The organism is Halobellus inordinatus, assembly GCF_024464655.1.
GTDB lineage: Archaea > Halobacteriota > Halobacteria > Halobacteriales > Haloferacaceae > Haloquadratum > Haloquadratum inordinatus.
In genome coordinates, this window is sequence record NZ_JANHAV010000001.1 from 651570 (window position 1) to 665726 (window position 14157).

14 protein-coding genes are annotated in these 14157 nt (G+C 66.0%); 8 read left to right on the forward strand and 6 right to left on the reverse strand.

The features are described from left to right. The first annotated feature begins 40 nt into the window (after window positions 1-40). Window positions 41-1546 (forward strand): cryptochrome/photolyase family protein, encoded by a 1506-nt coding sequence (locus tag NO347_RS03350; protein ID WP_256288250.1) that lies wholly within the window; start codon window positions 41-43, stop codon window positions 1544-1546. A gap of 102 nt (window positions 1547-1648) precedes the next feature. Here NO347_RS03350 and NO347_RS03355 read toward each other — a convergent pair whose 3' ends face one another. Both NO347_RS03355 and NO347_RS03360 read right to left on the reverse strand, forming a co-directional pair. Then, window positions 1649-1843 carry a cold-shock protein gene (locus tag NO347_RS03355; RefSeq protein ID WP_121558331.1) on the reverse strand — a complete coding sequence of 65 codons (195 nt, stop codon included), beginning with the start codon at window positions 1841-1843 and terminating at the stop codon, window positions 1649-1651. Window positions 1844-1947: 104 nt separating this feature from the next. Continuing rightward, window positions 1948-2460, reverse strand: coding sequence for a metal-dependent hydrolase (locus NO347_RS03360; RefSeq protein ID WP_256288251.1), 513 nt, complete (start codon window positions 2458-2460; stop codon window positions 1948-1950). A gap of 138 nt (window positions 2461-2598) precedes the next feature. On the opposite strand from NO347_RS03360, the gene NO347_RS03365 reads away from it, so the two are divergent. Then, on the forward strand, window positions 2599-3174 hold the full coding sequence (locus tag NO347_RS03365) for an MBL fold metallo-hydrolase (RefSeq protein WP_256288252.1): 576 nt from the start codon (window positions 2599-2601) through the stop codon (window positions 3172-3174). A 36-nt stretch (window positions 3175-3210) separates the two neighbouring features. Here NO347_RS03365 and NO347_RS03370 read toward each other — a convergent pair whose 3' ends face one another. Further along, on the reverse strand, window positions 3211-3516 hold the full coding sequence (locus NO347_RS03370) for a DUF5827 family protein (RefSeq protein ID WP_256288253.1): 306 nt from the start codon (window positions 3514-3516) through the stop codon (window positions 3211-3213). A gap of 86 nt (window positions 3517-3602) precedes the next feature. Between NO347_RS03370 and folP the strand changes: the two genes are divergently transcribed. The 3 genes from folP (at window position 3603) to NO347_RS03385 (ending at window position 7218) form a co-directional block, all read left to right on the forward strand. Continuing rightward, window positions 3603-4832, forward strand: a complete 1230-nt coding sequence (folP, locus tag NO347_RS03375) for a dihydropteroate synthase (RefSeq protein ID WP_256288254.1) — start codon at window positions 3603-3605, stop codon at window positions 4830-4832. Window positions 4833-5034: 202 nt separating this feature from the next. Beyond that, window positions 5035-5718, forward strand: a complete 684-nt coding sequence (locus tag NO347_RS03380) for a 6-hydroxymethylpterin diphosphokinase MptE-like protein (RefSeq protein WP_256288255.1) — start codon at window positions 5035-5037, stop codon at window positions 5716-5718. A gap of 72 nt (window positions 5719-5790) precedes the next feature. Further along, entirely contained in the window at window positions 5791-7218 is a 1428-nt protein-coding gene (locus tag NO347_RS03385; RefSeq protein ID WP_256288256.1) for a cryptochrome/photolyase family protein, read from the forward strand. A 131-nt stretch (window positions 7219-7349) separates the two neighbouring features. On the opposite strand, the gene tsaA is transcribed toward NO347_RS03385, so the two are convergent. Next, a complete protein-coding gene (tsaA, locus tag NO347_RS03390) occupies window positions 7350-7760 on the reverse strand; it encodes a tRNA (N6-threonylcarbamoyladenosine(37)-N6)-methyltransferase TrmO (RefSeq protein WP_256288257.1) in 411 nt (136 codons plus the stop codon). A 393-nt stretch (window positions 7761-8153) separates the two neighbouring features. On the opposite strand from tsaA, the gene sod reads away from it, so the two are divergent. From sod to NO347_RS03405, 3 genes are all read left to right on the forward strand, one after another. After that, window positions 8154-8753 (forward strand): superoxide dismutase, encoded by a 600-nt coding sequence (gene sod, locus NO347_RS03395; RefSeq protein ID WP_256288258.1) that lies wholly within the window; start codon window positions 8154-8156, stop codon window positions 8751-8753. A 138-nt stretch (window positions 8754-8891) separates the two neighbouring features. Then, window positions 8892-9086 (forward strand): cold-shock protein, encoded by a 195-nt coding sequence (locus tag NO347_RS03400; protein ID WP_049984818.1) that lies wholly within the window; start codon window positions 8892-8894, stop codon window positions 9084-9086. A gap of 176 nt (window positions 9087-9262) precedes the next feature. Beyond that, entirely contained in the window at window positions 9263-9832 is a 570-nt protein-coding gene (locus NO347_RS03405; protein ID WP_256288259.1) for a GNAT family N-acetyltransferase, read from the forward strand. Between the two features lie 243 nt (window positions 9833-10075). On the opposite strand, the gene NO347_RS03410 is transcribed toward NO347_RS03405, so the two are convergent. Further along, on the reverse strand, window positions 10076-11743 hold the full coding sequence (locus tag NO347_RS03410) for a tRNA uridine(34) 5-carboxymethylaminomethyl modification radical SAM/GNAT enzyme Elp3 (protein ID WP_256288260.1): 1668 nt from the start codon (window positions 11741-11743) through the stop codon (window positions 10076-10078). A gap of 147 nt (window positions 11744-11890) precedes the next feature. Further along, complete coding sequence (locus NO347_RS03415; protein ID WP_256288261.1) at window positions 11891-14017, reverse strand: OB-fold nucleic acid binding domain-containing protein; 2127 nt, start codon at window positions 14015-14017, stop codon at window positions 11891-11893. Window positions 14018-14157: the final 140 nt, after the last annotated feature.

A 14157-nucleotide genomic window follows, 5' to 3' on the forward strand; every position in this document is an offset into this window, starting at 1 on the left:
GCCGTGCCGACTTTGTCGTCGGGCATCGAATTTCCGTTCGATGTCGGTTTGGCTCCTCGGCGATCAATTACACCCCGACGCCGCCCCGCTCGGGTCCGCGGATCACGTCCTGCTCATCGAAGCGCACGCGTTCGCCGAGCGGCGTCCGTACCACCCCCAGAAGCTCACGCTCGTCTTCAGTGCGATGCGGCACTTCCGCGACGACCTTCGGGACCGCGGCTACGACGTCACGTACCTCCAAGCGGAGACGTTCGGCGACGCACTCGATCGCTACTTCGAGGTGAATCCCGGTGACGACCTCCTCGGACTCCGGTCGCCGAGCCACGGGGCCGACGACCGCCGGCGGGAGTTAGTCTCTGAACGCGGTGGCACGCTCACGCTCGTCGAGAACGACCTGTTTCTGACCTCCCGCGAACAGTTCGACGACTGGGCGGGCGAGCGCGACGAGAACGAGACGTTCCGACAGGAAGGCTGGTACCGCCACGTCCGCCGGGAGACGGGCATCCTGATGGACGGCGACGAGCCGGTCGGGGGCGCGTGGAACTACGACGAGGACAACAGGGAAACGCCGCCGCCCGAGTGGACGCCGCCGGACGTGCCGCGGTTCGAACCGGACGCGACGACGCGCGAGGTACAGCAGTTCGTCGCCGACCGCTACGGCGGTCACTGGGGCGCGATGGACGAGTTCGTCTGGCCCGTCACGCGCGAGGCGGCAACGCGGGCGCTCGAACACTTCGTCTCGGTCCGGCTCCCCGAGTTCGGCACGTACCAGGACGCGATGCGCGACGGCGAGTGGGCGCTGTGTCACTCGTTGCTCTCGGCCGCGCTCAATCTTGGCCTGCTCCGGGCGCGCGAGGTGGTCGAGCCGGTCGTCGCGGCCTACGAATCGGGCGACGCCCCGCTCAACAGCGTCGAAGGGTTCGTCCGGCAAGTGATCGGCTGGCGGGAGTTTATGCGCCACGTCTACCGGCGCGCGATGCCGAACCTCGGGTCGGCGAACCAACTCGGTCAGACGGCGTCGTTGCCGCCGCTGTACTGGGACGGCGAGACGGAGATGCAGTGTCTCTCGGAGGCCGTCACTCACGTCCACGACCACGGGTACGCCCACCACATCGAACGCCTGATGCTGCTCTCGAACTTCGCGCTGCTGTACGGCGTCGACCCCGCGGAACTCAACGAGTGGTTCCACCTCGGCTTCGTCGACGCCTACCACTGGGTGACGACGCCGAACGTCGTCGGAATGGGGTCGTTCGGCACCGACGTGCTCTCCTCGAAGCCCTACGCCGCGTCAGCCAACTACGTCGACAAGATGAGCGACCACTGCTCGGCGTGCCCGTACGCGAAGACCAAAACCACGGGCGAGAACGCCTGTCCGTTCAACGCGCTCTACTGGGACTTCCTGAAGCGCAACGAGGAGACGCTCCGGGGCACGGGACGAATGGGGCTGATGTACTCTCACGTCGACCGCAAAGACGACGCCGAGTTGGAGGCGATCCGCGAGCGAGCCGACGAGGTGCGTGAGCGAGCCGCTGACGGGTCGCTGTAATCCCACAGTCTTCCGGCGCTGCCGCTCGCCGGGTGAGAAATGCAGAATCGTGGTGAGAATCGACGGGATCGCCGACCGCAGTACTGCTATCGTGGTGCGTCCTTACAGGCGCTGGAGGTTCGTCGCGCGCGGGCCCTTGTCGGCCTGCTCGATGTCGAACTCCACTTCCTGTCCTTCTTCGAGGTCCGGACCGCCGACGTCCTCCATGTGGAAGAAGACGTCCTCGTCAGAATCCTCGCTCTCGATGAAACCGTAACCGCCTGTGTCGTTAAAGAACGCAACCGTTCCTTTCGCCATTGCAATCCCAAAAACGCGAAGGTGATAAATAAGCCTTGTGTCGCAATCCTGAGACGGAAGCCGAGATCGGCTCGCGAAGCATCCGTGTGGGACGGCAACCCGCCTCAGACCGCGAGAGCGAGGTAGGCGGCCGCTCCCGTCGCGAAAATTCCGACCGCAAACAGCCCGTAATTTGCGATCGTGTTGTCCGCGCGCCAGAGTCCGAGCGTGTACGTGCGATCGGAGAACGGCCAGAAGAAGTTGACGCCCGCCGGCGTGAGCGCATCGCCGACCAGGTGCGCGACGACGGTGAGCACCCCAGTCGCGAATCCGACCGCCGCGAGCGAGGCTCCACTGGCGACGGTCGCGAACGACGGCGTACTACCGGTCGCGACCGTCGTCAGCGCGACACCCACGCCACCGAAGACGGCGCCGACGAGCGCGGCGAAGACGAGCGAGTGCGTCGGCCCGCGGTGCGGAATCCCCGGAAGGCGGTGATCGACGTCGGGCAACATCGTCAGCCACAGCATTATGCCCCCCGTGACGACCGCGAGATCCGCGCGGCCGAGCGTGACGAGAACGAACGCCAGCGGCGCGAAGACGAGCAGCGAGACCCCGTAGTGCCCCTTCCGGTACATACCCACGGCTGGGCGTGCGGACACAAAAATTCCCGGACCCGTCCCGGGATTGGCTCGAACGAATCCACTGGAGAGGCGGCGGCCAGTCGTCCCGTCCGATCGGAAAGAGGCAAGTCGGCCCACCGCCTAGCCGGGGCTATGATTCAGAATCTCGCGAGCGGCGTCCGAGCGTTCACCTCGAACGTCTTTCTCGTCACCGGCGAGACGACGGCGCTCGTCGACGCGGGCGCGAACTTCGACGTCGTCGCGCGCATCGAAGCGCAGGTGGACGAACTCGACCGCGTCTACCTCACGCACACGCACCCCGACCACGTCAAGAACCTCCCGGCGATCCGCGAGGCGTTCGACGTCGAGACGTGGGGGTACGATCCCGAGAACGAGTACGTCGACAACGCCATCGCCGACGGCGAGACGGTCCAGATCGGCGACGACGACTACGTGGCACTCCACACGCCGGGACACAAGCCGGACCACCTCTGCTTGTACGCTCGCGAGGCCGGCGTCTGCTTCGCCGGCGACCTCGTCTTCGAGAACGGCGGGTTCGGCCGAACCGACCTCGAGGGTGGCGATCGCGAGACGCTGATCCGGAGCATCGACGCGCTCCTCGATACGCTCGACGACGACCTCGCGGCGCTCCACGTCGGCCACGGCCCCAGCATCACGGAGCGTCCGATCGACGACGTCGAACTCGCCGCGCGGGCCGCACGGATGTGAGACGGACGCGACGGCGCGGCAGACGCAGTCCGCCCGCTACACGTCGGCGTCGTCGGGAATCTCTTCTACAGGTCGGTCCTCGCTGGCGACGCCGAAGTAGCCGGGTTCGTCGCCGACGGGATCGTTGATCACCAACTCTTCGGCGTGCGTCATCAGCCACGGGATCGTCCACGCGACGACGCGGTCTTCGGTGTCGGCGTCGAGTTCGACGTCCGGATCGAGCCCCTGCAACAGCCGTGCGATCTCCGGGACCGTGTACATCAACTCGGAGTCGAGAACCTCGGTCGGTTCGTAGAGGCGGTACGGATACAGCGTGTCGAAATCGTCCTTCGGCTTGGGCATACGACCCCGTTCTCGCTGCCGCGTCAAAAGTCCCGCCGAGAAGCCGCTGCCAGACAGTATATGTGTCTCCCGTCCCTCCTCAGAGTATGCGAACTGTGGACGCCGCCGGTCTGCCGATCGGGGACGAGCACCCGCCGCGGATTATGGGAGTCCTGAACGTCTCGAAGGAGTCGCCCTACGACCCGAGCGTCTTCGACGACCCGGGTGAAGCCGCCGCCTACGTCGACGAGGAACTCATCGATCAGGGCGCAGACATCGTCGACGTCGGCCTCGAATCCGCGAACAAGCGCTTCGAGGTGCTCTCCGCCGAGCAGGAACTCGAACGGCTCGACACCGCCGTCGAGACGCTCGAAAGCGTCTCCGGCGACGCCGTCTTCTCGATCGAGACGCGCTATCACGAGGTCGCCGACGCAGCACTCTCGCGCGGCTTCGATATGGTCAACGACATCTGCGGCTTCGCCGACCCGGAAATGCCGCGCGTCTGTGCGGACTACGACGTCGCGGTCGCGAAGATGGCGTCGCCGCCGGACCTAGAGCGTCCGGGCGCGATCGAGGAGGTCGACGACATCTACGACGCGCTCTCGCTGAACGGCTTCACCGACAAGACGCTCGTCGACCCGGCCTTCGGCGGCTGGTCCGAGGAGAAGACGCTCGCAGACGACCGCGAGACGTTCCGCCGGCTCCGGGAGTTCCGCGGGCTCGGCTACCCGATCCTCGTCTCGATCAACCGCAAGAACTTCCTCCGCTCGATTGCGGGCCGCTCGACCGAGGAAGCTCTCCCTGTCTCGCTGGCGGCGACGTCGATGGCCGTCGAGCGCGGCGCGCACGTGATCCGAACGCACGACGTCACGGAGACGCGCGACGCCGCGCTGATCGGGCACGAGTTCGCCCGCGACCGGGTCCGCGAACGCGACGCCGGCGACGTTTCGATCGAGGAGCTCGACGTGACGACGCCCCGCGAGGCCGAACGCCACCTCGACCGGGTGGGCGTCGCCGACGCCGAAGCAGTGTCGACCGATTCCGTCGTGCGGGTGTTCGAACTCGACAGCCTCTCCGACGCCGACGTGGGCGCGCTCTCGACGGCGGCCGCCGAGCGGGGCGCGACTGTGGTTTCGGGCGCGACAGTCGACGACGGTCAGTCCGTGCTCGCCGACGGGAACGGAACTCCCGGCGCCACTGACCGCGACGGGGAGACGGGACGGACTGTCCTCCTCTTCGGCACGGTCGGCGCGCTTGCGGGAATCGCCGGCGCGCTCACGGGCGGCACGGACGGGCTCACCGGGGCGCTCGAAACGATCGCCGAACACATAGCATAAATGAGACAACGTTCCGTGTGGGCTGACCGAACCGACGGCAGACGCGCGTCAGACGCCGTGTGTCTTCCCGTCAGACGCGTCAGAACACGGGAAAGCTTATGACGGACCGATTGAAACCGGTCCACTGGAAGCCGGAAGGGCACGCGGGTAGGGGTACTTGGTGCCATTCCGGCTCGTACCGTAACGCTCGGGAGCGATAGCTATGCGCTTCGAAACCTGGGAGCCGATCTACGAATCGATCCTGACCGACTTCGGGTATCCACGCGACGGCGACGAGCGCGCCCGCGACGTGCTCGCCGCGTATGCGACGCCGTTCGATTTCGACCGACTGGACTACGACGGCGAGGTCGTCGCCGTCGTCGGTGCCGCGCCGTCACTTCCAGAGGCAGTCGACCGCGTCGCCGACGCCGACAGGGTCGTCGCCGCCTCGACGGCCGCGGACGTCGTCCGCGACGCCGGCTACGACGTCGACCTCTTCGTCACGGACCTCGACAAGAACCCTGAAACAGCCCGTGAGCTGACCAAGGCGGGGACACCCGTCGCCGCACACGCCCACGGCGACAACGTCCCGCTCGTAGAGGAGTGGGCGCCGCAGTTGGCACACGAGCACGTCGTCGCGACGACGCAGGCGGCTCCGACTGACGCCGTCTACAACTTCGGCGGCTTCACCGACGGCGACCGCGCGGCGTTCATCGCGGACGAATTCGGCGCAGCGGAACTCCGCTTCGTCGGGTGGGACTTCGACGACCCGAGCGTCTCACCGTCGAAGGCGAAGAAACTCCGCTGGGCCGAGCGGCTGCTCCACCTGCTCGAACGTCGACGGGACGAGCGCTTCGCGGTTCTCGACGGCCGCCGCGACGACATCGATCCGCTCGCGCTCTCGTAGGCGTTCGCGCTTCGCCAGCCGACCGGGCAGGACTGCCGATACGTTGACGGCGGGGGCGTTCGACGTGTCGGTATGCAGATTCACTGGCACCGACGGGACCTCCGCGCGGTGGACAACCGTGCGCTCACGGCGGCTGCCGACGCCGTGGGGGACGCCGCCCGCGACGACCCCGATTCGGGCGTCGTTCCCGTGTTCGTCTTCGACGATACGGTCCTCGATCACGCCGGCGATGCCCGCGTCCGCTATCTGCTTGACGCCCTGGCCGCGTTGCGGGCGTGGTACCGCGAGCGCGACTCGGATCTCGTCGTCGCACACGGCGACCCCGCGGCGGTGCTTTCAGACCTCGCCGCGGAGTACGACGCCGAGCGCGTCGTCTGGAACAAAGACTACTCCGGACTCGCCCGCGAGCGCGACGCCCGCGTCAGGCGCGCGCTGAACGAGCGCGACGTCGACCGGGAGTCGTTTCACGACGCTATCTTCCACAAACCCGGGTCGATCACGACCAACGACGGTGATCCCTACTCCGTCTACACCTATTTCTGGAAGAAGTGGCGCGACCGCGAGAAGCCCGACCCGATCGCCGCACCCGGGGCCGACGCACTCGCGGACGTCACCGGCGAGGCGCTCCCGACGATCGAAGAACTCGGCTTCGAGGAACCGGGCGCAGACGTCCAGTCTGCCGGAACTGCAGCCGCCCGCGACCGCGTCTCTGAGTTCTGTGAGGACGGCATCTACCGCTACGAGGAGGATCGAGACTACCCGACCCGCGAAGCGGTCTCACACCTCTCGACGGACTTGAAGTTCGGCACGATCGGCATCCGCGAGGTGTACGAAGCGACGGCCGAGGCGCGAGAGCGCGGCACCGACGACCAGGTCGAGTCGGTCGAGGAGTTCCAGTCCCAACTCGCCTGGCGGGAGTTCTACGCGCACGTCCTCTTTTTCAATCCGGAGGTCGTGACCGAGAATTTCCGAGCGTACGAACACGACATCGAGTGGCGAAACGACCCCGACGAGTTGCAGGCGTGGAAGGACGGCGAGACTGGCTATCCGATCGTCGACGCCGGGATGCGACAACTCAAAGCGGAGGCGTATATGCACAACCGCGTCCGTATGATCGTCGCGTCGTTCCTCACGAAGGATCTGCAGATCGACTGGCGAGAGGGTTACGATCACTTCCGGGAGTATCTCGCGGACCACGACACCGCAAACGACAACGGTGGCTGGCAGTGGGCGGCGTCGACGGGAACCGACGCTCAGCCGTACTTCCGGATCTTCAATCCGATGACGCAGGGCGAACGCTACGACCCCGACGCCGAGTACATCAAGGAGTACGTGCCGGAACTCCGTGACGTCGACGCCGAGTTGATCCACGAGTGGCACGAACTCTCACCGACGCAGCGGGCCGGCATCGACGTCGAGTACCCCGAACCGATCGTCGACCACAGCGAGCGTCGCGAGGCGACGCTGGCGATGTTCGAGGCCGCGCGCGGCGAGGACTGATAGTGATTACTCTCACTGTTTACCGCCGAGCGCCACTCCCGGAGGCGATGGTCGGCGGTAAGAGACGAGAGTAATCATTATGAGGAGAGACAGCTCGGGGAAAGCGAACGGCCAATAGGACGGCGAGCGCGCTACCGCTCGTCGAGCCAGCCGAGCGCGAGGTCCTCGTCTTCGGACACCGTAGGCACGTACGGCTTGATGTCGAGGACGGGCGTCCCGTCGGCGAGGTCCAGTCCGCGGACGTGGAGACGGTTTCCGTCCCGCTCCAGCAGTTCGACGACGGTCTGTGCGATCGGGTTCGGCCGGTGCGGACTCCGCGTCGCGAACACGCCGACTTCGACGCCCTCGGCGTGCGGCGGCCGGGCGCGGAGGTGATAGTCGTCGATCTGATCTAAGTGTGCGAGGATCACGATGTGCGAGAAGTCCTCGAGGCCGTCGAGGCCCGCGGCGTACTCCTCGTCGACGACGATCGTCCCCTCCGTTTCGTCGGCGGGGCGCTCGAACGGCGAGTCGACTCGGCCGATCGGCGTGAACGCCGTCATCGCACACCCGCCCCCGTGACAGCGAACGGGCGAGCGCCCGCGTAGGACGAGACGAGTCGCAGATCCGGTTTCGATACAGTTCCCGCGTCGGCGAAGTCACAATGGGTCGTTCTTCGGTGCATTATATTGTCTCCACCACTCAATTATTATTTTAAGTACTTGAGTTATTATTGCTTTGATTCCGGAGTACCACGCTCGTGAGCGCTTCGTCTGAAACGATGCGTGGTGTCTCTCCTGTAGTAATGCGTATCTCACTCAACCGTACCGCAGAACGGGAAGCGCACCCGAATCGGTCGCGAAACAGACCGGTCAGGCCAGTAGGAAATTCGTGTTAACATACCTCTCTTAACGTTTAACAGGAATCCGTCCGTGGTAAGGAACGGAGGTCCAATTATGAGCTACGAACTCGATCCCCTTCCGTACGATTACGACGCGCTCGAGCCGCACATCTCCGAACAGGTCCTGACGTGGCATCACGACACCCACCACCAGGGCTACGTAAACGGCTGGAACGCGGCCGAGGAGACGCTCGAAGAGAACCGTGAGGCGGGCGACTTCTCCTCGTCTGCCGGTGCGATCCGCAACGTGACTCACAACGGCAGCGGTCACATCCTCCACGACCTGTTCTGGCAGAGTATGTCGCCGGAGGGCGGCGACGGGCCGTCCGGAGCGCTCGCGGACCGAATCGAGGAGGACTTCGGCTCTTATGAAGCCTGGAAGGGCGAGTTCGAGGCAGCGGCGTCCGCCGCGAGCGGTTGGGCGCTTCTCGTCTACGACTCGTTCTCGAACCAACTGCGCAACGTGGTCGTCGACAAGCACGACCAGGGCGCGCTCTGGGGCAGCCATCCGGTGCTCGCGCTGGACGTCTGGGAGCACTCGTACTACCACGACTACGGTCCGGCCCGCGGCGACTTCGTCGAGAACTTCTTCGAGGTCGTCGACTGGGAAGAACCCAGCGCCCGCTACGAGCAGGCTGTCGAACTCTTCGAGTAAGCGACGACTCGTACACCCCGACATTTCTTTAGCGCCGACCGATCCCGTCAGTCGCTACTGTACCGTTCGGCTCGTGACCGTCGTGGTACCGCGACCCTCACAAGTGTTATCCGTGGGTGGGGTGTACGTTTGTTTGCAATGGCAAACGGTAAGGTTGACTTCTTCAACGACACTGGCGGCTACGGTTTCATCTCGACTGACGACTCTGACGACGACGTGTTCTTCCACATGGAGGATGTCGGCGGCCCGGACCTCGAAGAGGGTCAGGACGTCGACTTCGAAATCGAGTCCTCGCCGAAGGGCCCGCGCGCGACGAACCTCGTTCGTAACTAATACCGGCTTGTAGTCGCCTCGGCGACTAACACGACGGCACATCATTCTGCCCGGGTTCGCTCGGGCGAATTGCTACGCTCGTGAGCGTGACGCTCACTTTTTGAGTTTGGGATGTGGCGACCCAACGTCCGGACTGATCCGAAACGCTCAGTCGTTCGGCTTCCGTTCGTGTTCCTGTGACCTCCGAGAGCGACACAGCCGAGGACAGCGCTTCCGACGGCGAACAGACCGACGCCGGTCGAACCGGCGTCTTCGTCGCTACGTCTCCTGCCGAACGACAGGACGCCTTCGCAGTCCGCCGAGCGGTGTTCGTCGACGAACAGGGCGTCGACGAGGAAATCGAGTGGGACGAACACGACGAACCCGACGCGGCGGCGACGCACTTCGTCGCCTACGACGACAGCGAACCCATCGGTGCGGCCCGCTTTCGCGTCCCGTCCGTAGACACAGACTCCGCAGGGGCCAGCGCAGCCGAGGCCGCCGCGCCGACCGGCAAGGTCGAGCGGGTCGCCGTCGCCGCCGACCGGCGCGGCGAGGGGTGGGGAGTTCGGCTAATGGACGCCGTCGAAGAACGAGCCCGCGAGGAGGGTTTCGGACGGCTCACGCTCCACGCACAGACCCGCGTCCGCGACTTTTACGATCAGTTCGGCTACGTCGCACACGGTGACGTGTTCTACGAGGCCGGGATCCCGCACGTGTCGATGACGAAGCCACTCGACGACGACGGCGACTCCACGCGGGAGTGAGAGTCGGCTCGTTTTGCGACTCCAGAGGCGCGCCGCCCGCCTCAGACGGACGAGTCGCCACGATCCGTCGCGACCGGGTGTTTATATCCGATGACGGGAGCAGCCACGCCGTGCGCTGACATTCACCCACGTCGGGTCGCGGTCGCTCGGCACGTCGGCGTGGAAGCGGACGGCGGCGCGCCGGGGACGTCGTCGACGCGGGTGCCGACTGTTCGCCACACGGCGCGTCAGCCGGAGGGCCGATCAGGACAGCCGCTTCGAGACGTACGGTCCGTCCTGGTGATAGCCGAGCTTCTGCCGGTAGTACTCACGGGCGCCGATGCCCGAGATGATCGCGAGTTTGTCGTAGCCAGCGTCGGCGGCGAGTTCCTCCGCCCGACGGACGAGCCGTCGACCGTAGCCTTTGTGCTGCCACTCGCCCTCGCCGCTACCGATGCCCGCTTCGCTCCCGTAGACGTGGAGTTCGCGGACGATCGCCGCGTTCTCCAGTTCGCGACGAACCGGGTCGTTCGGGAAACGGAGTCGGCAGAACCCGACGAGTAGGTCTTCGACCGGATCCTCGAAGGCGAGGAAGTGTTCGGTGCCGCCGGCGACCTGGTAGGTCTTCGCGTTCAGTTCGACCCGCTCTGGGTCCGGGTCGGCCTCGTTCATCCCGGCTTCGCGCGCCCGGATGTCGCGCTGCTCGATCCCTTTCTCCTCGGCGCGCTGGGCGGCCAGTTGCCGGAGGTTCGACTTCCAGACCCCCGCATCGATGAAGTCGGCGGGAATGTCTCGTTGGACGCGCTGGAGGCGCGTGTACTCGGGGATCATCCCCATCACTTCGCTGACGATCTCTGCGGCCTCCTCGTTTCCGAGCGGCTCGAACTCATCGCGCCGCCACTGATCGTACACGCGGGTCCCCCGGACGACGAGCGTCGGGTAGATCTTGAGGTAGTCCGGGCGGTACTCCTCGCGCTCGAACAGTTGCCGGAAGTCCTCTAGGATCATCTCCTTCGTCATCCCGGGTTGCCCCGGCATCATATGGAAGCCGACCTTGAACCCGGCGTCGCGCAGTCGGCGATTGGCGTCGATCGACGCCTGGACGCCGTGGCCGCGGTGCATCTCTCTGTTGATCCGCTCGTAGGTCGTCTGGACGCCCACCTCGACCTTCGTCGCGCCGAGGTCGAGCATCCGATCGATCTGTTCGGGGTCACACCAGTCGGGCTTCGTCTCGAACGTCGTCCCGATGTTTCGGATGTCTGCGGTCTCGTTCTCGGCGATGACGTCCTCGACGTAGCTGAACTCGGTTTCCTCGGGGTCCGGCTTGAACGACTGGTCTTCGGCCGGCTGGGGTTCGGAATCGAGGTCGTAGTCGTTCAACGCCTCCAGAGCGCGCTTGACGAACCACTCCTGGTAGTCGTGGCTGCGGGCGGTCATCGTCCCGCCCATCAGGATCAGTTCGACCTTGTCGACCGGGTGGCCGATGTGCCGGAGCTGTTCGAGTCGGAGCGTCACCTGTCCGTACGGGTCGTAGTCGTTCTGCTCGCCGCGTGCGGCCGCGGGTTCGTGACCCGTATACGACTGCGAGGAGTCGAACTCCGAGGCCGGGCCGCCAGGACAGTAGAGACACTTGCCGTGCGGGCACATATGCGGCGAGGTCATAATCGCGACCGGCGAGACGCCCGAGGCGGTCCGAACGGGTTTGCGTCGGACGACTTCTTTCACCTCCTCGCGGCGACTCTCCGGCGCGTGTTGTAGGATCTCCGCGTTCTTGGGCACCTTCGGCGAGGAGTGCGTCGAACAGGCGTCGAGTTTCGCCGATTCGAGGTCGTCGCGGCCGACCTCGCCGTCGAGTATGCGCTCGACGAGGTCCTCGCAAGTGCGGCGGAACGCGTCCGTCTCTGTCGGCTCGGGGTCGGCGTCCGTGCTCACTAGCGAGTCACCTCCGAGAGTCGTCGCGAGCGGTGTTTCATTGGGCGTTTCTCGTCGCGTTTCGGGGTTAAGCGTGTCGCTCCGAGGAGTCGAGGCGAGAGAGAACGGGAAAAGTGCGCGGAGTCGTGTGCGAAGCCAGCTTACGGCTTAGAGCTGATCGGCGACGGCATCGACGACGGCGTCGACGACGTCCTCACGCGCGCCCGAGAGGAACTCGATGCGATTCTGTCGGATGCCGACCGCCGTGATTCCGCCTTCGGGGACGGCTTCGCTGGCGGCGTCGGCGGCAGCGCGGACGTCGACGTCGGCCGCGCGCACGAACAGTTCGTCCGTGGAGTAGACGACGGTCGCTGCTCGCTCCTCGTCGGCGCCCCGGTGGAGCGCGTCGGCGAGCAGTGCCGTCGGCGGGAAGTCGAAGCGGTGACTGTAGGAGTCAGCGTCGAGGACGGCGACGGAGACGCCGTCGACGTCGCGCGTCTCGAGGTTGGCTTCGGCGGTCTCGACCTCGTCGTCCAGTTTGATGCGGAACTGCTCTGAGACGTGGTCGGCGAGGCCGCCGTCGTCGTCGAACAGGAGGTCGGTGATGAGTTCGCGCTTGTCCTGATAGGACTGGTAGTAGGCTTCGAGCGCGACGGCCTCGCGGAGCTTCCGCGTCCGGTCGGCGTCGTAGCCGGCGTCTGCGGCGAGGTCGGCGTACACCGACGGTGCGTCCTCCCAGTAGCTCACTGCGGGGAGATGGGACAGATCGTCGCTCATATCGGCGTTGACGGCGGCGGCGAGGTTGGCCCCGAGCGCGCCGGTCGAGAGGTCCTCGGCGGCGACGTCGGTGAGGCTCGGCGAGACGAGGACGCTCGCCTCGTCGACGATTTCGGTGTCGACCGTCTCGGCGTCGACGACGACGCGAGACGCGCCGTAGACGCCGAGCAGGCCGAGGCCGTCGAGAGAGTCGGTAGTGCCCCCGACGCCGACGAGGACGACGAGCGGCAGTTTCTCGTCGTGACGCTCGTTGTCCTGGAGCATCCGCGTCACGTCGTTCGTCGCGGCGTCCATTCCGTAGACTGGGTCGTCGAGCGGACGGCGCGTGAAGAAGTGGTACTCGGCGTCCGCGCGGGCGTGCTCCTCACGGATCAGCGGGAGCACGGCGCGCTCGATGGCCGCGCCGGCGACGTAGCCGTCGGCCGTCGCAGCGTGGCGGACGACGATGGGGCGCGATTGCAGCACCGCGCCGCGGATCGCTTCGGCGGCGTCGGCGAGCTGGTCGGTGACGGCGTCGACGGCCTCGTGTGCCGCCAGCGGCTCGACCGATTCGGGGCGAGCCTTCTCCGAGAGCGCGTCCGCGAGTCGCTGTTCGACGGCGTCGGCGTCCTCGCCGGAGAGCGAAGTCAGTTCCTCGGTCTCGATCTGCAGTTCGCCGCGGCGCAGTTCGACCTCCCCGTCGAGGCGAATCACGTCGCCCTCGCCGACGTCGGGGTAGGCACGAACGCCCGCCTCGACGAACGCCGCGCAGTCGACGACGGCCGTCTCGTCGCGGACCTCGAAGATCGTCGGGCCGCCGGTCTGTCGCGCGCCGACGACTTCGCCCTCGATGCGGACCACGTCGCCGACGCGGTCGCCGAGCGATTCGACGGTGACGCGCTCGGGTTCGGCCTCGTCTTCGGATGCTTCGGCCGCTGCATCTCCGCTCGCGGTTGCGTCAGCGTTCTCGGTCGTCTCGGAAGCGTCCTCGGTCTCCGTTTCCTCAGCGCCCTCGCTCGTCGCTTCGGCCGAATCAGCTTCGGTCGTCTCCTCGGTCGCTGTACTCTCGTTTTCGTCGGCCGCCCCGTCGGCCGTCTCGGCCGAGGTCTGTCCGTTCGCGGCCCGCGACTTCGTGGAGACGCCCTTCGGCGTCTTCTTCACCGGCGCCGACCCCGAGTCGTCGTCCGCGGCTTCGATCGGCTCGTTGTCGTGCTCGCCGTCGGGGTCGTGAATACGCGCTCCACGGAACTCCGATTCGGACTGTCGGATCGACCAGCCGAGGTCGATGTTACCGTTGCTTCGAACGTTCTTCACCTGAACGAAGACGGTGTCTCCGGCGTCCCACTCGAGACTCTCCAGCCGGCGGTCCAGTTCGCTGCGGTGCAGAAGCCCGGTCACCCCGGGCGCGAGATCGACGAAGACGCCGAAGTCCGCGAATCCATCGACGGTACCCTTGTAATACCGTCCCGGCGTGAGCTGCTCTGGGGAATCTCCCCTGAAATCGAACCAAACGTCCTCGTCGTGCGTAATCCAATCCATTGAGCGAATCAAATGGTCCGGGCCTAAAACGATTGTCGAATCCCACTCGTGACGTTTCGGCTGGCGAATCGCGTCTGGCGAGAATCACAGTCGGCCAGAACGCGCCTCCTCGAGGGGAGTAACGTGCGTCTGCACCGATT

What these genes read in the sequence shown, in the direction of transcription:
- NO347_RS03350 (WP_256288250.1), top strand. Translation starts at nt 41, where the DNA reads ATGTCGGTTTGGCTCCTCGGCGATCAATTACACCCCGACGCCGCCCCG.
- NO347_RS03355 (WP_121558331.1), bottom strand. Translation starts at nt 1,843, where the DNA reads ATGGCGAAAGGAACGGTTGCGTTCTTTAACGACACAGGCGGTTACGGT.
- NO347_RS03360 (WP_256288251.1), bottom strand. Translation starts at nt 2,460, where the DNA reads ATGTACCGGAAGGGGCACTACGGGGTCTCGCTGCTCGTCTTCGCGCCG.
- NO347_RS03365 (WP_256288252.1), top strand. Translation starts at nt 2,599, where the DNA reads ATGATTCAGAATCTCGCGAGCGGCGTCCGAGCGTTCACCTCGAACGTC.
- NO347_RS03370 (WP_256288253.1), bottom strand. Translation starts at nt 3,516, where the DNA reads ATGCCCAAGCCGAAGGACGATTTCGACACGCTGTATCCGTACCGCCTC.
- folP (WP_256288254.1), top strand. Translation starts at nt 3,603, where the DNA reads ATGCGAACTGTGGACGCCGCCGGTCTGCCGATCGGGGACGAGCACCCG.
- NO347_RS03380 (WP_256288255.1), top strand. Translation starts at nt 5,035, where the DNA reads ATGCGCTTCGAAACCTGGGAGCCGATCTACGAATCGATCCTGACCGAC.
- NO347_RS03385 (WP_256288256.1), top strand. Translation starts at nt 5,791, where the DNA reads ATGCAGATTCACTGGCACCGACGGGACCTCCGCGCGGTGGACAACCGT.
- tsaA (WP_256288257.1), bottom strand. Translation starts at nt 7,760, where the DNA reads ATGACGGCGTTCACGCCGATCGGCCGAGTCGACTCGCCGTTCGAGCGC.
- sod (WP_256288258.1), top strand. Translation starts at nt 8,154, where the DNA reads ATGAGCTACGAACTCGATCCCCTTCCGTACGATTACGACGCGCTCGAG.
- NO347_RS03400 (WP_049984818.1), top strand. Translation starts at nt 8,892, where the DNA reads ATGGCAAACGGTAAGGTTGACTTCTTCAACGACACTGGCGGCTACGGT.
- NO347_RS03415 (WP_256288261.1), bottom strand. Translation starts at nt 14,017, where the DNA reads ATGGATTGGATTACGCACGACGAGGACGTTTGGTTCGATTTCAGGGGA.